Genomic DNA, 24,592 nt, shown 5'->3' with positions numbered 1-24,592 from the left:
AGACACACCTCCTTAAGTCCGTGATGTGGTAATTGGGTTGCCCCTCCCACTCAATATCTGTCTGTCAGCTAATTGCCGATAACATTAAAATTATCAATACAGACGTCAAACCAAAGTATGACAATCTGACCTAGAAATGATACCACTTTTAATTTTTTTAAGCAAGTAGTAATTAACAAAATCTGCGACATACGTCTTAGACATATGTCATTTTAGTTACTAGAACTACATTTTTTGTATTTGCTCAAAATCTAGTTCCATAATTGTTTCGCGACCAAACATATCGACAGAAACTTTCACTTTTCCTTTTTCAGTGTCAATTTCTTCAACACGTCCTTGGAAGTGAGCGAAAGGCCCTTCTAATACTTCTACCGCTTCTCCAACAGAAATATCAATCTCAACAATTTTGTCAGTCATTCCCATTTGTTGAAGTAGACGATCCGCTTCTTCAGGTAGTAAAGGTGTTGGCTTTGCACCACCACCAGATGAACCGATAAAGCCAGTTACACCTGGCGTATTACGTACAACATACCATGAATCATCTGTCATAATTAGCTCTACTAAAACATAACCAGGGAAAACTTTACGCATCATTGTACGCTTTTTCCCATCCTTCATTTCTGTTTCTTCGTGTTCAGGCACAATAACACGGAAAATCTTATCTTGCATACCCATTGTTTCTACACGTTTTTCCAGGTTTGCTTTTACACGATTTTCATACCCTGAATACGTATGAACAACATACCAATTTTTCTCCATAACTCTAGGACTCCTCGTCCGTCCCTCCCTTACAAATCAAAGTGAAAATGATTCACGATATGCTAAGTGCATTCTTACTCTTTTCACAAACTGCTCATTAGAAAAACATAGCTTTCGCTAATAGCTAGCGAAAGCCTGATGATATATACCAAATCTAGCATAGTCATCTATTGCTACTCTCATACTATCCCTAGTAGCATACTAACCATATTGAGAATATTTTACTGCTGTTCACTTCATAAAACAAACGAAAAAACCCGTTTATTGTAATGACGGGCTATTTCAGAAGTATTAACATGCAATTTACTAAATTATAAATCTAAGTACCAGCGGAATAATGATGAAATACCTAAGTCTACTAACACAAAAAATAAAGCCATAATTACAACAGTTGAAATTACAACGACTGTATATTTCGTCAGTTCTTTACTTTTTGGCCAGCTTGTTTTGCGCATTTCCGACATTACATTGCTGAAAAAGCCTTTAATCTTGCCCATTCTAGCCTAACCTCCGAATCAATCATATCTGTCTATTTACAAATTATTTTATAGCGTTTGTTTATGCACTGTATGTTCATTGCAATGCGAGCAAAATTTCTTTAATTCGAGGCGTACAGTTGCATCTTCCTTAGCTGGAAACGTATAATTTCTCGATCCGCATTTTTCGCAATTTAGAACGACCTTTTTTGCCATATAATCACCTTTTCGGCACTTTGTCTTTTCAAGACTAACACCTATATTTGTCAATGTCAACAAAGGCATACAACCGCTAAGACATTTCTTCAAGAACTAAATGTCGCTCTAATTTGCGCTTTACTCGTTGCAAAGCATTGTCAATAGACTTCACATGACGATTTAATTTCTCAGAAATTTCATGATAAGACTGGCCGTCTAAGTAAAGAGCTAACACTTGTAGTTCTAATTCACTTAAAATCTCACCCATCTTTTCTTCTAAGTAGCCAAACTCTTCTCTATGAATCATTAATTCTTCCGGATCATCCATAATAGCACCGGTTAACACATCCATTAATGTTCGGTCTGACTCTTCATCAAAAATAGGCTTGTCCAAAGAAACATAAGAATTTAGCGGTATATGCTTTTGTCTTGTAGCTGTTTTAATAGCCGTAATAATTTGTCTTGTAATACATAATTCAGCAAATGCTCGGAAAGAAGCAAGCTTATCTCCCTTAAAATCACGAATGGCTTTATATAAACCAATCATGCCCTCTTGCACAATGTCTTCCTTATCTGCACCAATTAAAAAATAAGATCTAGCCTTCGCTCTCACTAACAAACGGTATTTTGTAATTAAATAATCCAACGCATCTGTATTACCTTGATGCACCATTTCAATAAGTTCTTCATCATTGAATCGTTCAAAATCTTGTGTCACTTGTACAATACTATTTTTAAACATGGTATCACCTCAGCTACAACAGATAATTAGGAACAGTATAACGGAATTGGAAAATATGAGTCAATCAATCATTTCAAACCACGCCGCCATTTTTCGAATGCCAAAGCAACATCGGGCTTTAGTGCTATGCGAGAAGGCGGCTTGCTATCCTGTTTTCGTTTCACATCATGAGAAATTTTATGCTGGATAATACCCATATCAATTTCTAGCTCTCTAGCCGATTTTCGAAGAGCACCATTACCAAAAATAACATTTTGCTCTGCCATATCAGAGGTTGCTACGTGAATCTGTACATTTCTAGCTTTTAGTTCGTGTGTCATTTTTTCAATACGTTCATCTGCTGTTTCGTTTTTCCGTGTATAAATGACTTCGACATCATTTTCTAAATAAGTTTGCTCCACACCCGGTACAAGGTGTGCGTCAAAAACTATAATTACGCGCCACCCTATAGCTGCCTTATATTCAGCCATAAGCTCAATTAATCTTCTACGGGCATCTTCAAAATTTGTATCACGTAATGGTCGTAGCTCTTTCCAAGCTCCTATCATATTATAGCCGTCAACAAGCAAAATGTTTTTCATTGTCAATCATTCGCTTCTTGACGTTTACGATACACTTCGTACATTAAAAGTGCAGCAGCTACTGATGCATTTAATGATGTGACATGCCCAATCATCGGTAGATGATATAAAAAGTCACATTTCTCTTTTAATAAGCGGCCCATTCCTTTGCCTTCACTACCAATAATAATCGCAAGTGGCAATGTTGCATCCATTTTACGATAGTCTGCAGAACCTTTTGCATCCGTCCCCGCAATCCATACCCCTCGGTCTTTCAGCTCATCTACCGTTTGCGCTAGGTTATTAACACGCACGACAGGTACATGCTCAATTGCACCAGTTGATGCTTTAGCCACTACAGCTGTCAAACTCACAGAACGGCGCTTTGGAATAATAATACCATGCGCACCTATCGCATCAGCAGTTCGCATAATAGAACCCAGATTATGCGGATCCTCTAGCTCATCTAAAATTAAGAAGAATGGATCTTCTTGTTTTTTTGCCGCTGCAGCGAATAAATCATCTAACTCTGCATATCTATATGCTGCAACAGAGGCAACTATTCCTTGGTGATTGGCATCTGATAATTGATCCACCTTTTTTTTCGGGACAAATTGAACGATAACTCCACGTTCTCGTGCTAAATCTAGAAGTTCATTAACCCCTGATTTTTTCACACCTTCTGCAATCCATACTTTATTCATATCGCGGCCTGAACGAAGTGCTTCTAACACTGGGTTTTTACCGGCAATAATTTCACCATTTTGCTCTGTCATTAATTCGACACTCCTTTCGATTCCTCGATGATTTGAATAGCGTATGCAATGATTGCATAAACGCGTTCTAATTCATTTAATAAATATAAACTACCAAGCACAGCCTCAAAGCCTGAGCTATTGCGGTATGTTTGAACATCTGTATTTTTTGGCACAGAGCCGGATTTGGCATTGCGTCCACGACGGAACACAGCCAACTCCTCCTCTGTTAAAAAGCCTTCATCCATCATTCGATGTACAATCATAGATTGTGCTTTCGCTGATACGTAACGTGTCGCTTCTTTATGAAGTGTGTTAGGTTTGACACGGCCGGCACGTAGTAAATGCTCTCGTATCTTTTGTTCTAAAACTGCGTCTCCCATATAGGCTAACGCCAATGCATTCAATTGCTTAACATCTTCGTTGCGGAGTTTATCCAAGTTACTTACCCTCGTTTCCATCTAGTTCCTTGTCGCGTATCTTCTAAAATGATACCTTGCGCTTGCAAATGGTCACGAATTTCATCCGAACGAGCAAAATCACGATTTTTTCGTGCTTCTACACGTTCCTGTAAAAGTGCTTCAATTTCTTCGTCTAATAGCTCTTCTTCTTTTGCAAATTTAATACCTAAGACGTCACCTAACACCTCAAAAGTTTCAGTAAAACTTAATAATACTTTTTCATCAGTATTTGTTTCATTTAGATAAATATTTGCGATACGTGCTAATTCAAATAATACTGAAATGGCATTGGCTGTATTAAAGTCATCATCCATCGCTTCTTCAAAGTGAGCTTTTTGTTCAGCAATTTTCCCAAGCCATTCTTCTGAGTGATCACCTAAGCTCGCAGTTGCTGTTAAACGGTGTTTCACATTGTTGTAGGCAGTACGAATTCGTTCTAACCCATTTGCGGCTGCGTCTACTAAATCCTTCGCAAAGTTAATCGGATGACGATAATGCACAGAAAGCATAAAGAAGCGTAAAACTTGTGGGTCAATTTGTTTACGAATATCATTAACGAGTATAAAATTACCAAGGGATTTGGACATTTTTTCATTATCAATATTAATATACCCGTTGTGCATCCAATAACGCGCAAATGTTTTATCATTATGAGCTTCAGATTGCGCTATTTCATTTTCATGATGCGGGAATGTTAAATCTTGCCCACCAGCATGAATATCAATAGTATCTCCTAAATGCTCACGAGCCATTACAGAGCATTCAATATGCCAACCTGGACGTCCTTGGCCCCAAGGACTTTCCCAGTAAATTTCGCCTGGCTTCACAGCTTTCCATAGAGCGAAATCTAACGCATCATCTTTTTTCTCTCCCGCTTCTATACGAGCACCAATTTTTAAATCATCCACCGATTGGTGAGATAATTTACCGTAACCATTAAATTTACGAGTTCGATAATAAACATCACCAGCTGACTCATAAGCATAGCCTTTATCGATTAAAACTTGAATAAATTGAATGATATCATCCATATGCTCTGTTACGCGTGGATGCACATCTGCTTTCTTGCAACCTAGCGCTGTAACATCTTCAAAGTATGCGGCAATAAATCGCTCCGTTAATTCATGAACTTCTTCACCCAGTTCATTTGCAGCCTTAATAATTTTGTCGTCCACATCAGTGAAATTTGAAACAAATTTCACATCATAGCCTTTGTATTGGAAATAACGACGCACTGTGTCGTAGACAATTACAGGACGTGAATTCCCAATATGAATGTAGTTATAAACTGTCGGACCGCAAACGTATATTTTTACTTTGCCTTCTTCCAACGGTATGAATGTTTCCTTTTGTCGTGTTAATGAGTTGAAAATTTGAATACTCATTGTGTTTCTCTCTCCTTTTGTAAGCGTTCGATTTCATGATTCAATGCTGCAATCTGCTTCTCGAAAGCTTGACAACGTTCTTCTACAGGGTCAGGTATATTTTGGTGATCTAGTTTTTTCTCTAGACGGATTCCATCCTTAATCACTATTTTACCAGGAATACCGACAACTGTAGCATTTGGCGGTACTTCTTTTAAGACAACTGAGCCTGCACCGATTTTACTATTTTCTCCAATTGTAATAGAACCTAAAACTTTTGCACCTGTCGCAACTAATACATTATCCTCTAATGTCGGGTGGCGTTTCCCCTTTTCTTTTCCTGTACCACCTAAAGTTACACCTTGATACAACGTTACATTATCACCAATCTCACATGTTTCACCAATTACAACGCCCATCCCATGGTCAATAAAGAAACGTCGACCGATTTTCGCTCCAGGATGAATCTCAATTCCAGTAAAGAAACGACTAATTTGTGAAATGGTACGGGCTATAAAATAAAAACGCTTTTTAAAGAACCAATGGGCAACTCGATGTGACCAAGTAGCGTGCAAACCTGAATATGTTAGTATAACTTCTAACACACTACGCGCCGCTGGATCATTCTCAAAAATTGTTTCTACATCTTCCTTCATTCTTTTAAACACAAAAAGCTCCCCCTTTTCATTTTGATCTGCTTTGACCCTTTGAAAATTCCACTAATCAACCGCATCCCTGGCCATTGAAATGCTATAGCTGACGTTGATTTCACCACAGAGCTAGTGAAGTAGAATTCGGCGCATCCATCGCTTTAAGTCTCATGTCCGAAAAATAAAAAAGCGCCCCTATCATCCCAAAAAGGAATGACAGAGACGCTAAATTTGCGCGGTTCCACTCTGATTGAAGGCAAATGCCTTCCACTCTGGACGTTCTGTAACGGGAACGAATCGATAAAGCCTACTATAAGTTCAGCTTTATGCTCAAAGGTGCATTTCAGTTTTGCCTAGGCTCAGACCACTTTCAGCCGGTGATGGTCCTCTCTTTGGAGCATGCGCCACTTACTTCTCCTTATCAACGCTTTCTCAATGTAAATACATTTTACAACGAACCAATAAATTGTCAATCATTTTCTACTTATTGCGCAAATTTTTCTACACGATCAATAGTTTTCTGTTTGCCAATTAAGCAAATCGCGTTAGGAAGTTCTGGACCATGCGTTTCACCTGTCGTTACGACGCGGATTGGCATAAATAGATTTTTACCTTTGTGACCTGTTTCTTTTTGAACAGCTTTAATAGCCGCTTTGACAGCATCAGGCGTAAATTCCTCTAAACCTTCAAGCTGTGCTTTAAATGCAGCCATTACCTCAGGTACCTGCTCACCTGCTAAAACTGCTTTTGCTTCTTCATCATATTCAATATGATCATTAAAGAATAGGCGAGATAGTTCTACAATTTCAGCACCAAAGCTCATTTGATCATGATAAAGTGCGATTAAATCTGCAGCCCATGCACGTTCTTCTTCTGTTAACTCTTCTGGTAATAAACCAGCTTTTTGCAAGTGTGGTAAAGATAATGCCACTACTTCTTCTAAAGATAGCTTTTTAATATATTGGTTATTCATCCAAGTTAGCTTTTGTTTATCGAACATAGATGGTGATTTTGAAAGACGTTTTTCATCAAAGATTTTAATAAATTCTTCTTTTGAGAAAATCTCTTCTTCCCCTTCAGGAGACCAGCCAAGTAATGCGAAGAAGTTGAACATCGCTTCAGGTAGGTAGCCTAAATCTTTATATTGTGTTACGAATTGAATAATTGATTCATCACGTTTTGATAATTTTTTACGGTTTTCATTAATGATTAATGTCATATGACCAAAGCGTGGATATTCCCAGCCGAATGCATCAAAAATCATCATTTGTTTTGGTGTATTTGATAAATGCTCTTCGCCACGGAATACATGTGAAATTTCCATAAAGTGATCATCAAGCACTACCGCATAGTTATACGTTGGGATACCGTTTGCTTTAACAAGAACCCAGTCACCAATATCTTTTGACTCAAATGCTACTTGTCCACGCACTAAATCTTCAAATTCATATGTTACATTTTCAGGTACACGCATACGAATTGTATATGCTTCACCAGCAGCTTCTTTAGCTGCAACTTCCTCTGCTGATAAATGACGGCAAGTACCATCATAAGTTGGAGCTGCAACACCTCGTGCTTTTTGTTCTTCACGAGACGCTTCTAATTTCTCAGAAGAACAGAAGCATTTGTAAGCTAAGCCTTGCTCTAATAGCTTTTCAGCGTGCTCTTTATAAATATCAAGACGCTCCATTTGGCGATAAGGTGCATATGGTCCACCAATATCGATCGACTCATCATACTCAATACCTAACCATTTTAAATTATCTAGCTGAGATGCTTCTCCGCCCTCTACATTACGCTCAATATCTGTATCCTCAATACGTACGATGAATTTACCGTTATGATGTTTTGCATATAAATAGTTAAATAACGCTGTACGCGCTCCACCGATATGTAAGAAACCAGTAGGGGATGGCGCGTAACGAACACGAACTTCTTTCGCCATAATTAAAAGCCTCCTAAATTTTCGATCAAAAAATTGACTTTGTTCATTTTACCACTCTGTTAAAGGAAATAAAAGCGCTGAGAGCCCGCTTTTATTTCTTAATCAATAGGATTGTCGCCATCGCAGCAATCCCTTCCTCGCGACCCGTAAAACCTAAACGCTCAGTTGTTGTTGCTTTAACATTCACTTGAGAAGGCTCTGCACGAAGTAATTCAGCAATACGATTTTGCATTTGTTGAATATATGGCGCCATTTTCGGACGTTGTGCCATAATTGTACAATCCACATTACCTAGAACATAGCCCTTATCCTCAACAATTTTCCAAATATGCTCTAATAATTTCGCTGAATCAGCATCCTTGAACGCTGGATCTGTATCTGGGAAATGACGACCGATATCTCCCTCACCAATAGCCCCTAACGCTGCATCTGTTACAGTGTGTAATAAAACATCTGCGTCTGAATGCCCTACTAACCCTTTTTCATGAGGAATTGTTATACCACCAATAATTAATGGACGTCCTTCTTCAAAAGCATGCACGTCAAATCCTTGTCCCACTCGAAACATATGATTTTGAGACTTTCTAATAAGATAAATAAAATAATAAAATCCACCAACCGAAGCTTATTTACTTCAAAAAATAAGCAGATTTAAAAAACTTCTACTCAGCTTATAAGGCAGTCTCATTCACCTTCCTTCACTTTTATATTTACTCTATATTATACCCTCACATTTTAACATATTTCCTAGGAAATTGAGTCTGTAGTGAACAGTACTGTGAATTAACATCAAAAGATGGAGAAATGTAAAATCTCATCAGCAAATTATAATGCTGATGAGATTTTTAGTTTGTTATTATAATTTTTTCAAAGCACGTTTACGCAATATCGCTTCACCGAAAATTAAATCCTCTTGCGTCGTCATTTTTACATTCTCGTAGCTGCTTTCTACAATATGCACCTCATGACCGAGACGTTCAACAAGCATTGCTTCGTCGGTACCAAGGAATCCTACCTTCTCAGCGACATCCTCCGCCTCCACAATCAAATCAAATTGAAATGCTTGCGGTGTTTGAATCATCCATAAACTTTCTCGATCAATAGTCTCTTCAATAACACCATCACGTACTTTTTTCATCGTATCCTTCGCACGAACTCCTGCAATCGCAGCGCCAAAGTCATGCGCACTTTGCACAAGATTCGCAATAATATCATGCGTAATAAATGGACGCGCAGCATCATGCACAAGCACAATATCAACCTGCTTCATTTCTTTCATGCACGAATGGACGGAATGCTGTCGTTCTGCACCACCATCAGGTAAACCTTTAACTTTAGTAATTCCATACCTCTCTAGCATTTCCTGAATAAATACACGCTCTTCCGGCTTCACTGCAAGCCAAATACCTGTACAGTGGCTATCCTGTTCAAATACCTCCAGTGTGTGTATGAGGATCGGTTTTTCTAAAAGATTTAAAAACAACTTATTTTGTCCTGCACCCATTCGCTTTCCGCTTCCCGCAGCAGGCAACACTACTTCATATTGCACATTTCCCATTTCCTAGTCATCCTTTGGTTTAGCAAATATCATACGACCTGCTGATGTTTGAAGAACACTTGTTACGGTTACTGTAATAGCCTGTCCTATATAGCTACGTCCACCTTCAACAACGATCATTGTGCCATCATCTAAATAAGCAACCCCTTGATTATGCTCTTTGCCATCTTTAATGACCATCACTTGCATATCCTCACCTGGAATAACGACAGGCTTTACTGCATTTGCTAAATCATTGATATTCAGCACTTTAACGTTGTGGAGCTCACAAACTTTGTTTAGGTTAAAGTCGTTCGTAACAATTTGTGTATCGTTCCCCATTTTCTTTGCAAGGCGCACTAGTTTTAAGTCAACCTCTTGAATATCTTCAAAGTCCTCTTCCGTAATCTGTACCTTCGTCATACGTTCATCTTGTAATTTCTTCAAAATATCTAAGCCTCGACGACCTCTTGTACGCTTTAATGTATCCGAAGAGTCAGCAATATGCTGGAGCTCAGTAAGGACAAATTGAGGTACTACTAGTGTACCTTCTATAAAGCCTGTTTCAGAAATATCTGCAATACGACCATCAATAATAACACTAGTATCTAACAGTTTATAGCTACCTCGTACTTCTTGAGGCTCTACACCTTCCGCTAATTTTTTCTTCGTATTATTACCACGTAACGTAAATAGTTGGATTAATTCATCTCGCTTTTTAAAGCCTACACGGAACCCTAAATAGCCAAGCACAAATGACAGTATAATTGGTAAAACCTTTGTAATAATCGGAAAACCGATACTATCAATTGCAAAGCCTAAGAAATAAGCAACGATGAGCCCGATAATAAGTCCCAGTGTACCAAATAACAAATCCCCAACAGGTACTTTAAATAACACCTCTTCCATCCAGCTAATGAGCCTTACAAAATAATCCGAAAAGGCAAACGATAATGTAAACAGTAAAAGTGCTCCTAAAGCTACTGATACGTAGGGATTATCAAGCCAAGGATTAGATGATAAATGAAGCAATTCGTATAATGGCGGTAAGAAAACAAGGCCTAATGCTCCTCCAATCAGTAAAAAAGCAATTTGAACAAATTTTTTCATAAACTGTCACCTCCCATTTTTAATATATAATTATACATAGTTTACTGTAGAAAATCTTTTATGAACCCATCAAGTATCATTAAAATCTCTGCTTTTGATCGATCATTTCGATTCTAACGAAGGAGGAAAATCAATTACTGAAATTCTTTACACTAAAAATTCTAAATTTCTCCTTTGACATCCGCCAGGCATTACATAAGCCTTTTCACAGACGTTATTTTAGACGCCGTTTCCCCTTTTAGAGTTTCCTACCTTCTATCTATGAATTAAAAAAGCTTACAAATCAATTATGATTCCGTGACATCCTCCGGAGGCTTTAGGCCGACACGATGTCGGTCACTCAGGCGTTTTCACAGGATGTGAAGGTCTTAGCCTGAGTTCCTTTATTTCAGCGGGTGTACAAACACCCGCTAAAATAAATTAAAAGTGCATGTCAGAACATTGTCCAACATGCACAAGCTTTTTTATAGCTCTCTAAAGCAAGCATTCAATGCATCCTTTATTGTTTCCACACCAACTATCTCAATACCTTGTGGAAAATCCCATCCACCGATATTCGAAGCCGGTATGAAGGCTCGTTTAAATCCGAGCTTTGCTGCCTCAATCACACGTTGTTCAATACGAGATACACGACGCACTTCGCCTGTCAAACCTACTTCCCCAATAAAGCAATCAGTTGCTCTGACAGCTTGATCCTTAAAACTCGAAACGATACTTGTCAACACGGCTAAATCAATTGCAGGCTCATCAAGCTTTACACCGCCAGCAACTTTAATATATGCATCCTGAGCCTGTAGCATGAGGCCCATTCTCTTTTCAAGGACTGCCATAAGTAGTTGCACACGGTTTTGATCAACACCTGTTGCCATTCGTTTCGGGTAATTAAAGCTTGTTGGTGTTACAAGTGACTGAATTTCAACTAGAATTGGCCGTGTACCTTCCATTGAGGCTACGATTGTTGACCCTGCCGCCCCCTGTGAACGTTCCTGTAAGAACAACTCAGACGGGTTTAACACTTCCTTTAAGCCCCCCTGGAGCATTTCAAAGATAGCAATTTCATTCGTAGAGCCAAAACGGTTTTTTTGGCTGCGTAAAATACGGTGATTATGATGTCGTTCTCCTTCAAAATACAATACCGTATCAACCATATGCTCCAAAATACGTGGCCCTGCAATTTGTCCTTCTTTTGTTACATGTCCGACTAAAAAAATTGCAATTCCCTTTGTTTTTGCAATTCGCATAAGTTCTGCTGTACATTCACGCACTTGTGATACACTACCAGGTGCACTCGTTACCTCCGGATGAAAAACAGTTTGAATAGAATCGACAATAACAAACTTTGGCTTTACATCGTCAATGGTCTGATTTAAAAACTCTAAATTCGTCTCAGAATATATATAAAGCTCTTGCGATACCACCCCTAAACGTTCTGCACGTAGCTTTGTTTGACGGATGGATTCCTCACCAGAAATATAGAGCACACGATGCCCTTTATTTGAAAGTAACGCAGATACTTGTAATAACAACGTCGACTTCCCAATCCCAGGATCTCCCCCAATCAACACGAGAGAACCTGGCACGATGCCCCCACCTAACACTCGGTTAAGCTCACCCATTTCTGTTGCAACTCGTGATTCTTCAGCAGCTTCAATCTGCATAATAGGGAGAGCCTTTTGGGTAACTGTAGCAGAGTGTTGGAATGCCCCACGTGGCCCTTTCGCTACGACTTCCACCTCTTCAACCATCTTATTCCATTCTCCACATCCTGGACATCTTCCCATCCATTTTGCAGATTCATAGCCACAGCTTGAGCATACAAATTTTGTTTTTTTCTTTGCCAAATTGCATCCACCTCGAATATTTGTTCTTATATTTATTATTGTACATAAAAAAAGACAGCTTGGCACTTAAAGCCTTGCTGTCCTTTTCAAATAAACATTTAACGGGCAGAAATTCATCTGAAGATTAATAATTCGTGGGGGATGAAGAGGCCCCCCACTGAAGAAGATTATTTAGAAGAAGAAACTTCCTCTTTTTTCTTCACAACAAATTCATCATTTACGTAATCAATGATAACTTGATTGCCCTTCTCTACATTGCCTTTCAGCAGTTCTTCCGATAAACGGTCTTCTACTTGTTTTTGCAATGAACGACGCAGTGGACGAGCACCATATTGAGGGTCGTAGCCTTCCTCTGCAATTTTCTCGAGAGCCGGGTCCGTTAACTCTAACGAGATGTCTTGCTCTTTCAGACGTTTCGTTAAAGAATTCGCCATCATCGCTACGATTTCTTTTAAATGTTCTTTTTCTAGTGAGTGGAAGACGATCATTTCGTCGATACGGTTTAAGAACTCTGGGCGGAATGCTTTTTTCAATTCCTCGAGCATTGTACCCTTCATATCTTTATACTTCGTATCAGTACCACCTACATTAAAGCCAAGGTTTTTCTGATATTTTAAAGCATCTGCACCAACGTTTGATGTCATAATAACAACTGTGTTGCGGAAATCTACCACTCGACCTTTAGAATCTGTTAAACGGCCATCTTCAAGTACTTGAAGTAAGATATTGAAAACATCTGGATGAGCCTTCTCAATTTCATCTAGTAATACTACTGAATACGGTTTACGACGAACCTTTTCTGTTAGTTGACCACCATCATCAAAGCCTACATAGCCTGGAGGTGAACCAACTAAACGTGAAGTCGAATGTTTTTCCATGTACTCAGACATATCAACGCGAATCATTGCGTCCTCATCACCAAACATAACCTCAGCTAGTGCTCTAGCAAGCTCTGTTTTACCAACCCCAGTAGGGCCTAAGAAAATAAATGAGCCAATTGGTCGTTTCGGATCTTTCAAACCAGCTCTCGCACGACGAATTGCGCGAGAAATTGCCTCTACTGCTTCTCCTTGACCTACAACTCGTTTGTGTAACTCTTCTTCAAGCTGTAATAACTTAGAAGATTCTTCTGAAGCAATTTTCGATACTGGAATTCCAGTCCACATAGATACTACCGCTGCTACATCATCTACTGTAACTTTTGACTCGGCTTTACCCTGTTCTTCCTTCCAATTTTTTCTCGTAGTTTCAATTTCATCTTTTAGCTTTTGTTCTGTATCTCTTAATGACGCTGCCTTCTCAAACTCTTGACCTGAGACAGCTGCATTCTTTTCAGAGCGCACATTTTCAAGCTTATCTTCTAGTGCCTTTAAGTTTGGTGGCACTGCAAATGAACGTAAACGTACTTTAGAACCTGCTTCATCAATTAAGTCAATCGCCTTATCTGGTAAGAAACGATCAGAAATATATCGATCACTCATTTTTGCTGCCGCTTCAATTGCTTCATCTGTGATTTTCACACGGTGATGTGCTTCATAACGATCACGTAAGCCTTGAATAATTTGAATCGCTTCTTCTACAGTTGGCTCATCAACTTGAATTGGTTGGAAACGACGCTCTAATGCCGCATCCTTCTCAATATATTTGCGATACTCATCTAGTGTCGTTGCGCCAATACATTGAAGCTCGCCACGTGCTAAAGATGGTTTTAAAATATTTGATGCATCAATGGCACCTTCTGCACCACCTGCACCGATCAATGTATGCAATTCATCGATGAATAAAATAACATTACCCGCTTGGCGAATTTCATCCATTACTTTTTTCAAACGGTCCTCAAATTCACCACGATATTTTGTTCCAGCAACAACTGTCCCCATATCAAGTGTCATAACACGTTTATCACGAAGAATTTCTGGCACTTCATTATTAATAATTTGCTGTGCTAAGCCTTCAGCAATTGCTGTTTTACCAACACCAGGCTCCCCGATTAATACAGGATTATTTTTTGTACGACGTGACAGAACTTCAATAACACGTGTAATTTCTTTGCTTCGACCAATAACTGGATCTAAAGTGCCTTCACGAGCAATTTGCGTTAAATCACGCGCAAGGCTATCTAGTGTTGGTGTATTGGCAGCCTGTGCAGCTTGTTGACCAGATTGAGCATTATCATTATTCCCTAATAACAATAGCACTTGCTGACGAGCCTTATTCAATCCGACACCAGCATTATTTAATACACGGGCCGCTATACCTTCACCTTCACGAATAAGCGCTAATAGTAAATGCTCTGTGCCGATATAGGAATGACCTAATTTACGTGATTCATCGACCGATAGTTCAATTACCTTTTTAGCTCGAGGTGTGTAGTGGACAATTGGACCAACATCCTCTTTACCTTTCCCTACAAGCTCCTCAATACCTGATTCAATCATTTGAGGACTAATATCAATGGCTTCTAATGCTTTTGCAGCAATACCGCCACCTTCACGGATAAGCCCTAATAGAATATGCTCTGTTCCAATTGATTCGTGTTTCCAACGAATTGCTTCCTCTTGTGCAAGCTGTAATACTTTTTGCGCGCGTTGTGTAAAACGATTAAACATCAAATGAATCCTCTCCTTTTCCCCGAATAATAGGCTTACTCATATTTTCTCGAGATAGTGCATCACGAAGCATTTCTGCTCGTACGCGATCTCGCTCCGTAGGTGGCAAAACGTCACCTGCGTAATTCTGTAAAAATCCAGGTTGCATACTTACTACACATTCGTTTAATTTAGTCGCTTTAATACCTTCAATTAACTGTAAATCTACTCCTAAACGAACATTAGATAGACAGGTAGCTGCTTCCTCACTCGTTAAAATTCGAGCATTTGTTAATGTTCCTAAAGCACGGTATACACGGTCTTCTAAGGCAAGCTCTGCTTTTTCCATTAACTTACCTCTTGCATGCCGTTCTTTTTGAATTATTTTTTCAGCGACGCTTTGGATATCCGCTAAAATATCATCCTCTGTTTTCCCTAGTGTAATCTGATTTGACACTTGGTAAACATTCCCTATATTTTCGCTACCCTCCCCATATATTCCTCTTACCGTCATGCCTAATCGTGTCATTGCATTAATGATTTGATTCATCTGACTCGTAAGTGTAAGGGCTGGCAGGTGCATCATGACGGATGCTCGTAAACCAGTACCAATATTTGTTGGACAACTCGTTAAATAACCAAATGTATCTCGAAATGCGTAAGGCAAAGCTTTCTCTAAGATACGATCAATTTTATTGGCCTGCTCGTATGCCTTTTGAAGTTGAAAACTCGCTGTCATACATTGAATGCGTAAATGGTCTTCTTCGTTCACCATAATGCTAGTTGATTCGTCATCAGATAAGAGCATGGAGCCAACTCGCTCTTTTTTTGCAAGCTGAGGACTAATCAGGTGCTTTTCCACAAGTATTTGACGCTGTAAAGACGTTAAGTCTTTAATAGCAAAATATGAATAATTTTCTCGAAGTTCTGTACTATCCTTGATTGCATGTGTAACTGCCTGTTCCACCTGTAATGCTTCATCCTCTGTAAAGGCTAACGGAAAACGATAACCATCTAAATTTCGAGCAAGGCGGATGCGTGTACTTATGACAATATCTGAATAATCATCCTCTACACTCATCCATATTGGTGTAGCACGTTCTAAAAACGACTCAATCATCACGACACATCACCACCTTCAAATTGTAGCTGCTTCTCAAGTTCCTTCGCTTCATCACGAAGCTTTGCTGCCTCTTCAAATTGTTCTTCATCTACAGCAGCCTTCATACGTTTACGAATGTCTTCGATTTGCTTTTTAATGACATACACATTATTTCGAGCACCGGGCATTTTCCCTATATGTTGAGGACCAGCCTGTATACGGTTAAAGAGCTTTGGTAAGTGCTCGCTAAAGGTGTCGTAACAGCTAGGGCATCCAAATTTACCTTCTTTTAAAAATTGTTTATACGTAAATCCACATTGTGGACATGTTTGCGGTTGTGGTGCCTGCTGTTTTTCACCCACTTGTTGTTGCTGCCATGTTGGGGAGCCAAACCAATTGGATAATAGCTGTTGAATAGATATTGGCTCTTGCTTAAATTCAGCATGAAATGGATTGAACTGCGAGGCGCAGACGTCACAATAATGGTGCTCCACCTTTTGACCACTTTGAACTTGTGTTACGGTAACTGTCGCATTACGCTGCTTACAATGTTCGCATATCATTTCCATCACCTCTTTTATTTTTGCTGTTCATATTTAATCGTTGTTAGCATCGCTCTTAAAATTTTTGATCGAATGTTGTCCCGTAACGGGAGTTGCAAATCGATAGTTGAGCGATCAACTGCTGCTAACATTATTTTCGCTTCTCGCTTTGAAATTACCTGCTCATCAATTAGTCGATAAACTAAATCTTCTGCCATTATTTGCGATGCACCACCTTCTATTTGCCTGAGGACATCGTCGATTAGATCAATTTGTGAATTCGCGCGGACACGTAAAATTCGAATGTATCCACCACCACCACGTTTGCTTTCAACAAGGTAACCTCGTTCGGCAGTAAATCTTGTATTAATTACATAATTTATTTGTGAGGGCACGCATTGAAATTTATCTGCGATTTCACTACGTTTTATTTCAATATGCCCTTCTCCACCTAATTCAAGTACTTGCTTTAAGTAGCCTTCTATGATGTCTGATATATTACGCATTTTAGGAATACACCTCGCTTACTTCACTGACTTTGACTATCTTTGACTTTCTTTGAGTATATTATACAAAACGCTTGAAAATAATTGCAATTAATTCGCACACAGAAAAATTAAAGTGTCCAACCCTTAGCTATAAGATACCCTTTTCAGCAATAGAAAAAACGCAAGCATATGCAATTAGCATATACTTGCGTCTATAAAAATTATACCCATCGACCAACAATTGGATAACGCCAAGACTCATCAGATAGAGCCTTCACAATACCGATAATCGGCGCAATAAAATACATAATACCAAAAACAATCAAGAACGGTATACCAATAAGCAGGAAGCTTAAAATACCCGAAATTGTAAGTAATACCACCATGACAACTTGGAACAATAAGGCTTGCACAGAAATACTCTTTACCTCTTCATCCGAGCTAATTAAGAAAAATATAATTGGTACTAACCATGGCGCAAAAAACGCACTTGCGTGTATGATTACCTTAGACCATTTTGTTTCCATTTATATCAACCCTTCCATTTAATTTTTTATTTTATGTACTACTATTTACGGACCTATCCCTTAAATAGTTTCAAATATAAATTGCATTTTAAAATTTTTTTGAAAGGCATGTGATACTCTATGGAATTTAATAACAAACTTGCAAATGAATACGAAAAAGGTATTCGTCGCACGCTACCTAGCTATGATGCAATGCTACGTTTAACACAAACCTTTTACCAATCTGAGTTACATGAAAAAGCTGAATTTTTAGTAGTTGGTTCAGGGATCGGCAATGAAATATTACAGCTCGCTGAGGAAAGACCTCATTGGTCATTTGTTGGCATAGATCCGTCAGAAGCGATGCTACAAATAGCCGGTGAACGTTTAAAATCCCTACCTAATAATATTTCTTTATATCAAGGAACTATACTCGATACTAAGCTACCTACAGTGAAGTTTGATGCAGCAAGCTGTGTATTAGTGCTTCACTTTATTCAAGATAATCAAGAGAAGCTTGCAACATTAAAAGAAATAGCGAATAATTTAAAGCCTGGTGCCCCATTTGTCCTCGTATCAAAATACGGGCAACCCGGTTCCTTAGAAACTGAGCTACAATTTGATTTATGGCGTGCTTATTGGCTACAGCATACAAAGCTAACACCATCAGACGTAGCGGAGATGGAGAAATCCATCCGTTCTCTTTCTTTTATGCCTGAAGAGGACATTTTATCACTACTACAGCAGGCAGGCTTTACAAAACCATCTAGATTCTTTGCGACTACTTTATTTGGTGGTTGGATATGTTATAAAGAAAGTTTTTTGTGAAAATATATATACCTGTTAGGATAGAATTAACAGAATTGAGGTGAATGCCGTGATACGTACAATTGGAATTACAAAAGACCAAAAGCTTATAAAAGATTTTCCGCTTGAAGATATACACAAAAACGAATTTGAATGGTACTGGGTCGATTTTAATTGTCCGACTGAAGAAGAAGAACTACTTTTAGATACATTTTTTCATTTCCATCCACTCGCTATAGAAGATTGTTTAATGCGTTTACAGCGGCCAAAGCTCGATTTTTATGATGATTTCCATTTCTTTGTTATCCAAAGAGTTAACGAAGAACTAACAGCTGAGGAAGTAAACATTTTTGTTTCTAATAAATTTATTGTTACATTTCATAAAAACGTAGCACCGGAAATAGATCGAGTACAAATGATGTTAGAAAAACAGCCAAAGAACTGGGAACGTGGCACAATATATTTAACATACCAGGTAATCGATAAAATCGTTGATAGCTATTTCCCACTTGCTTATAAGATTGAGGATCATTTAAATGCACTAGAAGATGAGCTTACCTATCAAAGCAATCTCAACGCTATGAAAATCGTGTTTGAATTCCGTAGTGATTTGCTTGATCTACGACGCACCATTTTACCGATGCGTGATCTATTATATCGTATCCTAAACTCTTACCGATTCTCACTTAAGAAATCCGAACGAGCTTATTTCGGAGATATTTACGATCATCTGCTTAAACTCACAGAAATGATCGAATCAAACCGGGAACTTACTGCTGATATGCGTGATAGCTATATGGCGATGAGCTCTAGTCGCATGAATGGCATCATGATGACCTTAACAATTGTTTCAACAATCTTTATTCCTCTAACATTTATTGCCGGTGTTTATGGAATGAATTTTGAATATATGCCAGAGCTACATGGAAGATTTAGCTACTTTATCGTACTCGGAATTATGATTTTTATCGCTTTATTTATGCTGGCAGTCTTTAAGCTTAAAGGCTGGTTCAGTTTATTTAAACCTTAAAAGCGAAAGTTTATTGCTATAATAATTCATTTAGGACCATCCTCACAAATGACGGGAAAAGCCGTTCACTCGGAGCGGAATGCTAAAGGCACCTTAGAGTTTTTCTAAGGTGCTTTTTTACTGTCAGTAAGGACCACGATCATCAATTTTATCTTCGCCTTGCTGAGGAAATAAAAAGTATGCGAGTACCCCAGATACTAATGTTGCACTAATAGTAATTAATAGTTGATCTAAGTCGGGTACTTCAGCATAGTAGTTTCGTAACATGTAAACCGATCCAATTGCTACAATTACCATAACCGGAATTACAAATTTGAAACGCTTCTTCTCCATAATAAATACCTCCTCAAAACTATTGTTACGTTCAATCTAAACAGTTCGTATTTTACAGGTTTCCTATTTCAAATTCAATTTACCTATTACCTTTTTAATAGTCTATTTCATGACTTTTAATCGACAATCCTCTATAATGCCTATAAAAAAATTAAGAAATAAACTAAAATTTTAACCAAATTCACTACAAAAAATAGTAGAATAGACTAAATACCATATATTTCGAAAAATTAACAAACTAAGCAATTCGATTTTTTTATATACTTACTATGCATTTATAAAGAATGGAGCAAACAACAATGAGTTGGTTTACAAAAAAGAACGATTCTAGCTACTCAATTACATTAGCACCTGAAAATTATAAGAACGATGTACAATTGGATGTATCAAACAATCCAAGACTTCAAAAACAGTTGCAGCTTCTAGATTTAACAATTGAGGATTTAGCCATCATTAAACAACTACAGCCTTTAGCTAAGGATTTAGTCCCTGAAATGGTGGATCAATTTTATGCAGCTATTAGTTTGAGCCAAGATTTGTTAGACATTATAAACAGAACGTCACAAATCGATCGTTTAAAAGTTACTTTACATAAACATTTGAGTGATATTTTCGAAAGTAATATTAATAACTCTTATATTGATGAACGGAAGGCCATTGCTGAAACCCATGTTCGAATTGGTCTACAATCGAAGTGGTATATCGCCTCATTCCAATCATTAACAACGACATTTACACGCTTTACAAATGATTTAGATATGTCGAAGCATGATGCAATACGTGCTATCAATGCCTTCTGCAAAATCATTAACTTCGAGCAACAGCTTGTAATCGAAGCCTATGAAAGAGAAGAGGAACGCATTCGCTCAGCAGCTGATGACACAAAACATGCACTTGTTACTACCATTCAAAAAACGGCAGAGGAACTCAATGGGATTAGTGAAGAAACAGCAGCTTCTTTATTAGTCATTTCTTCTCAAACGGACGATATCGCAGTAGCTACTAAACAAGGATTAACCTTCGTTGCTGATACACAAGAAAAATCCAGACGTGGACAGCAGCAGCTACAAGATCAAAATGATTTAATACAGGTTATTTTGCAAAGTGTAAACAGTCTTGAAGTTACGATGAACCAGTTACGTACATCTTCTCAAAAAATATCAGAAATTGTAGGGCTAGTTACAGGAATTGCCGATCAAACTAACTTATTAGCATTGAATGCTTCTATCGAGGCAGCTCGTGCAGGTGAGCATGGTAAAGGTTTTGCTGTTGTAGCAGAGGAAGTTCGTAAGCTTGCAGAAGAAACAAAAAATGCTGTACAAAATGTTTCTCATCTCATTAAAGAGACAGAAAGTAATATAACAACAATGTCGAATTCAGTAATTAACGTTGATCAAAAGATTCAACATAGCGTAGATACACAAAACAGTTTATCTAAATCATTTAATGATATCGCCGATGCTGTTTCCGGTATTCAACAGCAGTATGTAAATACATCAAGAGATATTTCAGCAATTTCTAACTTGATTACTGAACTGTCACAAGGGGCTACACTAGTTTCCTCTTCTTCCGATTCACTTATTAATGTAGTAAATGAGTTAAAAATGTAAGAACGAAAAAGGGAAACTGACAGTATACGTCAATTTCCCTTTTTATTTTTAATGCGGTAATTCCCGTTTTTGTTTACGATGTTCCCGTCTTGCAGGACCGGTTTCAAACAGACGTTTTTCAGCATCTGTTTCAGGATAAATTGCAGGAACTGGCTTAGGTTTTCCGTCATCATCTACTGCAACCATCGTTACAAAAGATTCCGTCGTTAATTTTTCCTCACGAGTTTCAATATTTCGCGAAACAACTCGAACGTACACTTCCATTGAAGAACGCCCAGTTGACGAAACAATACTTTCAATTTCTAAAATATCCCCAACATGTGCTGCCGATAAAAAATCAACCGAATCAATAGAGGCTGTAACTACATGCCCCTTTGCATGCTTCATTGCTGTAATAGCAGCAATTTCATCAATATAAGCTAACACTCTTCCACCGAAAATGGAGTTGTGATTATTTGTATCTGGCGGTAATACGAGACGCGTTTGAACAGTACGTGACTGACCCATCGGTATTGCGTTGTTTGTCATAGTTCTTGCAACTTCCCTTCATGAATGTTCTTTCGTCATCGTATCGCAGAAAAAGAGTTGATGCAAATTAGAACGATTTCTTCATCGTAATAAATTTCATATCTGTCATTTCTTCGATTGCCCACTTAATTCCTTCGCGTCCGTAGCCACTCATTTTCACGCCACCATATGGCATATTATCAACTCTAAATGTCGGAATATCATTAATAATAACAGCACCTGCCTGAATTTCATCTGCTGCACGCAAAGCATCAGGTAACACATTCGTATAAATCCCTGCATTTAAGCCAAGTTCCGACTCATTCACTAGTCGAATAGCGTCGTCTAATGTTTCATATGAAACAATTGAGACGATTGGTGCGAATGTTTCCTGACAAACAACTTTCATATCCGCCGTCACATTCGTCATAACAGTTGGCGTTAAAGTACGTTCCGTAAATGTTCCTCCTGTTGCAACTACCGCACCTTGTGACTTTGCTTCTTCAATCCATTGACAAATACGTTCAACTTCTTTTGGATTAATCATTGCACTAACATCAGTATTTATATCTAGTGGATCACCTACTACCAATTTCTCTGTCTCAGCTACAAACGCCTTTGTAAATTCATCAATAATAGATGCGTGTACATAAATACGTTGTAAAGAGATACAAACTTGTCCAGCAAAATTAAATGCACCACCGACACAACGCGAAATAATTTTATCAATTGGTGTCGACGGCTCGACAATTAATGCAGCATTGGAGCCGAGCTCTAAAGTGACTTTACGCAAGCCTACTTTTTCTTTAATGCCTAAACCAACCTTACCACTTCCCGTGAATGTCACCTTTTTCACGTATGGATGTGTCACAAGCGTATCACTAAGCTCACCACCACTACCGGTAACAATTTGTAGCGCACCATCAGGTAAACCTGCGTCCTTAAATATTTCAGCCAACACTATAGCACTTAATGGTGTTTGATTTGCTGGTTTTAACACGACAGTATTTCCAACTGCAAAAGCAGGACCTAATTTATGTGCCACTAAATTAAGCGGAAAATTAAATGGTGTAATGGCTGAAATTACACCTAGAGGTTCTCGTTTTGTCCAGCCAATACGATCCCCCGCTCCAGGTGCAGCATCCATCGGTACCGTTTCACCCTTCGCTTGCTTAGCTCCTTCTGCGGCAAATTGATAGGTTGCTATTGTGCGTTCTATTTCAGTTAAACCTGCTGATATTGGCTTACCTGCCTCTAAAGCCAAAATTTCAGCTAATTCCTCTTTACGCTGGCGCATAATGTCGACCACTTTATATAATATTTCGGCACGTTCGTAGGCTGTTGTCTTTTTAAACGTTTGGAAAGCCTCCTGTGCACCTTCTATTGCTTGCTCAACGTCAGAAATTGACGCCTTAGCGACCTTTGCAATAACCTCACCACTATAGGGTGATTTCAACTCATATGTTGCCTCTGCGTTCTGCCACTGGCCATTAATCCAAAGTTTTGTTTCCTTCATCCTTCAAATGCACCTCCAAAAATCAAGTTCTTCTTTATTTTATCACGAAGAGCTTGATGCTACAGCTGCTGCACTAACTGCCGCGAACATTGCTGCTTGCTGTGCTTGAATCAATAATTCAATAGATGACGTGATCGTCATTGATAAGGATTGTTGCACCTGCGCCATATTATAAATTGCAATTTGGATGGCCATAAATAACACAAATTCACGATGCCATTTTAAAAGTTTCATACCCTTTAACTCATGATATAAATCAACAATCTGTTGCAGCTGTACTTGATTCACTTCGAGGATTGCTAAAAAGCCCAGTAATGGATAGTGCATCGTCTTGACCTTTACATCCTGACTTTTTAGTGTGTCACGGATTGTCGCAACATTTGGCACTAGTTTATTATCATATTGAGGTGATAAGAAAGTCAGTACTTGCGATAGCCATTGAAGCTCATTACCCGCATTAAAATTATATGTACGTAATTCTTTATAATAACGATTCATTGTTTCCGCACGTAGTTCAACATCATCAGATGGGCTACTTAATAATACTGCATAAGGAATATCATCGTATGACGTTAAAAACTTATGATGTTTACGGATTGCATCAAACAATGCACGTGCTGCCTGTGCATGTGCACGTTTCTCACTTGCCTCTTCAGTTAAAAACTGCGCACCGATAAAACTAAAATTCCCACTTCTAAATTTTACTTCCTTCATTATGTTAACGTTGTTCAGTAAATTTTTTACTGCTTGTTCTGTATCCTCTTGCTCCATCAAATTCGCAGCAATACTATAACCTACCGCTGTTCTTAACGGAGATGTCCATGACGTTTGCGTCTTCATTTCTTGTAATACTTCTTTATATTTAACGGAATCAAAAAGTTCCCCAGATGCCACATATTTGCTAGCAATGGCTAACACAATTTTACGATCTACCATCCGACCAACAGCCTTTGAGACATCCTCCACCGTATTTGTAAACCGATTTTCAATCATAACAAAGTCCATGTTTAACACGCTCCTTTTCCATATTTACGTAATAAAACAAAAAAGGATTCATCCATTTTGGACTCATCGTCATAACGAGGGGTTGCGTTCCATCTGGGCGTTTCGATCGTTCCAGGGTCTCATTTTTGATATTACGAACTCTCCAAGAAAAATAGTCTTA

At 38.4% G+C, this 24,592-nt stretch carries 26 protein-coding genes and 1 other annotated feature; of the genes, 3 read left to right on the top strand and 23 right to left on the bottom strand.

Going from position 1 to position 24,592, the window contains the following annotated elements:
* Window positions 1–225: 225 nt before the first annotated feature.
* The 19 genes from nusG to JNUCC51_RS12190 form a co-directional block, all read right to left on the bottom strand.
* Window positions 226–759: a transcription termination/antitermination protein NusG gene (nusG, locus tag JNUCC51_RS12280; protein ID WP_049662801.1), complete on the bottom strand. Its 534-nt coding sequence runs from the start codon at window positions 757–759 to the stop codon at window positions 226–228.
* 311 nt (window positions 760–1,070) lie between these two features.
* The gene (secE, locus tag JNUCC51_RS12275) at window positions 1,071–1,256 is read right to left on the bottom strand and encodes a preprotein translocase subunit SecE (protein WP_053482826.1); all 186 of its coding nucleotides are present in this window, start codon (window positions 1,254–1,256) and stop codon (window positions 1,071–1,073) included.
* 48 nt (window positions 1,257–1,304) lie between these two features.
* On the bottom strand, window positions 1,305–1,451 hold the full coding sequence (gene rpmG / locus JNUCC51_RS12270; RefSeq protein WP_082172627.1) for a 50S ribosomal protein L33: 147 nt from the start codon (window positions 1,449–1,451) through the stop codon (window positions 1,305–1,307).
* 76 nt (window positions 1,452–1,527) lie between these two features.
* On the bottom strand, window positions 1,528–2,175 hold the full coding sequence (gene sigH, locus JNUCC51_RS12265; RefSeq protein ID WP_049662792.1) for an RNA polymerase sporulation sigma factor SigH: 648 nt from the start codon (window positions 2,173–2,175) through the stop codon (window positions 1,528–1,530).
* Window positions 2,176–2,243: 68 nt separating this feature from the next.
* Window positions 2,244–2,756 (bottom strand): NYN domain-containing protein, encoded by a 513-nt coding sequence (locus tag JNUCC51_RS12260; protein ID WP_248719271.1) that lies wholly within the window; start codon window positions 2,754–2,756, stop codon window positions 2,244–2,246.
* A 2-nt stretch (window positions 2,757–2,758) separates the two neighbouring features.
* Window positions 2,759–3,511: a 23S rRNA (guanosine(2251)-2'-O)-methyltransferase RlmB gene (rlmB, locus tag JNUCC51_RS12255; RefSeq protein ID WP_337992165.1), complete on the bottom strand. Its 753-nt coding sequence runs from the start codon at window positions 3,509–3,511 to the stop codon at window positions 2,759–2,761.
* Window positions 3,511–3,930, bottom strand: coding sequence for a Mini-ribonuclease 3 (locus JNUCC51_RS12250; RefSeq protein WP_276563116.1), 420 nt, complete (start codon window positions 3,928–3,930; stop codon window positions 3,511–3,513). Before JNUCC51_RS12250 ends, rlmB begins: the two co-directional genes overlap by 1 nt.
* Before the next feature lie 5 nt (window positions 3,931–3,935).
* On the bottom strand, window positions 3,936–5,336 hold the full coding sequence (gene cysS, locus JNUCC51_RS12245) for a cysteine--tRNA ligase (RefSeq protein ID WP_337992164.1): 1,401 nt from the start codon (window positions 5,334–5,336) through the stop codon (window positions 3,936–3,938).
* Entirely contained in the window at window positions 5,333–5,983 is a 651-nt protein-coding gene (epsC, locus tag JNUCC51_RS12240; RefSeq protein ID WP_337992163.1) for a serine O-acetyltransferase EpsC, read from the bottom strand. The genes cysS and epsC overlap by 4 nt, the downstream gene beginning before the upstream one ends.
* Window positions 5,984–6,180: 197 nt before the next feature.
* Window positions 6,181–6,399: a binding site (T-box leader), on the bottom strand.
* Between the two features lie 50 nt (window positions 6,400–6,449).
* Window positions 6,450–7,910: a glutamate--tRNA ligase gene (gltX, locus tag JNUCC51_RS12235; RefSeq protein WP_337992162.1), complete on the bottom strand. Its 1,461-nt coding sequence runs from the start codon at window positions 7,908–7,910 to the stop codon at window positions 6,450–6,452.
* Between the two features lie 91 nt (window positions 7,911–8,001).
* Window positions 8,002–8,478 carry a 2-C-methyl-D-erythritol 2,4-cyclodiphosphate synthase gene (gene ispF / locus JNUCC51_RS12230; protein WP_337992161.1) on the bottom strand — a complete coding sequence of 159 codons (477 nt, stop codon included), beginning with the start codon at window positions 8,476–8,478 and terminating at the stop codon, window positions 8,002–8,004.
* Between the two features lie 288 nt (window positions 8,479–8,766).
* Window positions 8,767–9,459, bottom strand: coding sequence for a 2-C-methyl-D-erythritol 4-phosphate cytidylyltransferase (gene ispD / locus JNUCC51_RS12225; protein WP_100542794.1), 693 nt, complete (start codon window positions 9,457–9,459; stop codon window positions 8,767–8,769).
* Between the two features lie 12 nt (window positions 9,460–9,471).
* On the bottom strand, window positions 9,472–10,557 hold the full coding sequence (locus JNUCC51_RS12220; RefSeq protein ID WP_337992160.1) for a PIN/TRAM domain-containing protein: 1,086 nt from the start codon (window positions 10,555–10,557) through the stop codon (window positions 9,472–9,474).
* 464 nt (window positions 10,558–11,021) lie between these two features.
* Window positions 11,022–12,398 (bottom strand): DNA repair protein RadA, encoded by a 1,377-nt coding sequence (gene radA, locus JNUCC51_RS12215; protein ID WP_337992159.1) that lies wholly within the window; start codon window positions 12,396–12,398, stop codon window positions 11,022–11,024.
* A gap of 167 nt (window positions 12,399–12,565) precedes the next feature.
* Window positions 12,566–15,010, bottom strand: coding sequence for an ATP-dependent Clp protease ATP-binding subunit (locus JNUCC51_RS12210; RefSeq protein WP_337992158.1), 2,445 nt, complete (start codon window positions 15,008–15,010; stop codon window positions 12,566–12,568).
* On the bottom strand, window positions 15,000–16,109 hold the full coding sequence (gene mcsB / locus JNUCC51_RS12205) for a protein-arginine kinase McsB (protein ID WP_337992157.1): 1,110 nt from the start codon (window positions 16,107–16,109) through the stop codon (window positions 15,000–15,002). The genes JNUCC51_RS12210 and mcsB overlap by 11 nt, the downstream gene beginning before the upstream one ends.
* Window positions 16,106–16,651 (bottom strand): UvrB/UvrC motif-containing protein, encoded by a 546-nt coding sequence (locus tag JNUCC51_RS12200; protein ID WP_337992156.1) that lies wholly within the window; start codon window positions 16,649–16,651, stop codon window positions 16,106–16,108. The genes mcsB and JNUCC51_RS12200 overlap by 4 nt, the downstream gene beginning before the upstream one ends.
* A gap of 14 nt (window positions 16,652–16,665) precedes the next feature.
* Window positions 16,666–17,136 (bottom strand): CtsR family transcriptional regulator, encoded by a 471-nt coding sequence (locus JNUCC51_RS12195; RefSeq protein WP_337992155.1) that lies wholly within the window; start codon window positions 17,134–17,136, stop codon window positions 16,666–16,668.
* A 203-nt stretch (window positions 17,137–17,339) separates the two neighbouring features.
* Window positions 17,340–17,645: a DUF4870 domain-containing protein gene (locus JNUCC51_RS12190; protein ID WP_049662771.1), complete on the bottom strand. Its 306-nt coding sequence runs from the start codon at window positions 17,643–17,645 to the stop codon at window positions 17,340–17,342.
* A gap of 120 nt (window positions 17,646–17,765) precedes the next feature.
* Here JNUCC51_RS12190 and JNUCC51_RS12185 point away from each other — a divergent pair, with 120 nt between their 5' ends.
* Together JNUCC51_RS12185 and corA are read left to right on the top strand one after the other, a co-directional pair.
* Complete coding sequence (locus JNUCC51_RS12185; protein WP_337992154.1) at window positions 17,766–18,452, top strand: class I SAM-dependent methyltransferase; 687 nt, start codon at window positions 17,766–17,768, stop codon at window positions 18,450–18,452.
* 49 nt (window positions 18,453–18,501) lie between these two features.
* Window positions 18,502–19,461 (top strand): magnesium/cobalt transporter CorA, encoded by a 960-nt coding sequence (gene corA / locus JNUCC51_RS12180; protein ID WP_337992153.1) that lies wholly within the window; start codon window positions 18,502–18,504, stop codon window positions 19,459–19,461.
* 123 nt (window positions 19,462–19,584) lie between these two features.
* Here the strand turns inward: corA and JNUCC51_RS12175 are convergent, their stop codons facing one another.
* Window positions 19,585–19,794, bottom strand: coding sequence for a hypothetical protein (locus tag JNUCC51_RS12175; RefSeq protein ID WP_100542755.1), 210 nt, complete (start codon window positions 19,792–19,794; stop codon window positions 19,585–19,587).
* A 299-nt stretch (window positions 19,795–20,093) separates the two neighbouring features.
* Between JNUCC51_RS12175 and JNUCC51_RS12170 the strand changes: the two genes are divergently transcribed.
* Window positions 20,094–21,404, top strand: a complete 1,311-nt coding sequence (locus tag JNUCC51_RS12170; RefSeq protein WP_337992152.1) for a globin-coupled sensor protein — start codon at window positions 20,094–20,096, stop codon at window positions 21,402–21,404.
* 48 nt (window positions 21,405–21,452) lie between these two features.
* On the opposite strand, the gene JNUCC51_RS12165 is transcribed toward JNUCC51_RS12170, so the two are convergent.
* The 3 genes from JNUCC51_RS12165 to JNUCC51_RS12155 form a co-directional block, all read right to left on the bottom strand.
* Entirely contained in the window at window positions 21,453–21,932 is a 480-nt protein-coding gene (locus JNUCC51_RS12165) for an acyl-CoA thioesterase (protein WP_049662763.1), read from the bottom strand.
* A 67-nt stretch (window positions 21,933–21,999) separates the two neighbouring features.
* Window positions 22,000–23,427 carry an aldehyde dehydrogenase family protein gene (locus JNUCC51_RS12160; RefSeq protein ID WP_337992151.1) on the bottom strand — a complete coding sequence of 476 codons (1,428 nt, stop codon included), beginning with the start codon at window positions 23,425–23,427 and terminating at the stop codon, window positions 22,000–22,002.
* 42 nt (window positions 23,428–23,469) lie between these two features.
* Window positions 23,470–24,432, bottom strand: coding sequence for a DUF4003 family protein (locus tag JNUCC51_RS12155; protein ID WP_337992150.1), 963 nt, complete (start codon window positions 24,430–24,432; stop codon window positions 23,470–23,472).
* Window positions 24,433–24,592 lie beyond the last annotated feature (160 nt).

The sequence above is a fragment of the Lysinibacillus sp. JNUCC 51 genome (assembly GCF_015999525.1).
Taxonomy (GTDB): Bacteria; Bacillota; Bacilli; order Bacillales_A; family Planococcaceae; genus Lysinibacillus; species Lysinibacillus xylanilyticus.
The sequence above is the reverse complement of the archived record's forward strand: the minus strand, read 5'-3'. Positions and strand labels throughout refer to the sequence as shown.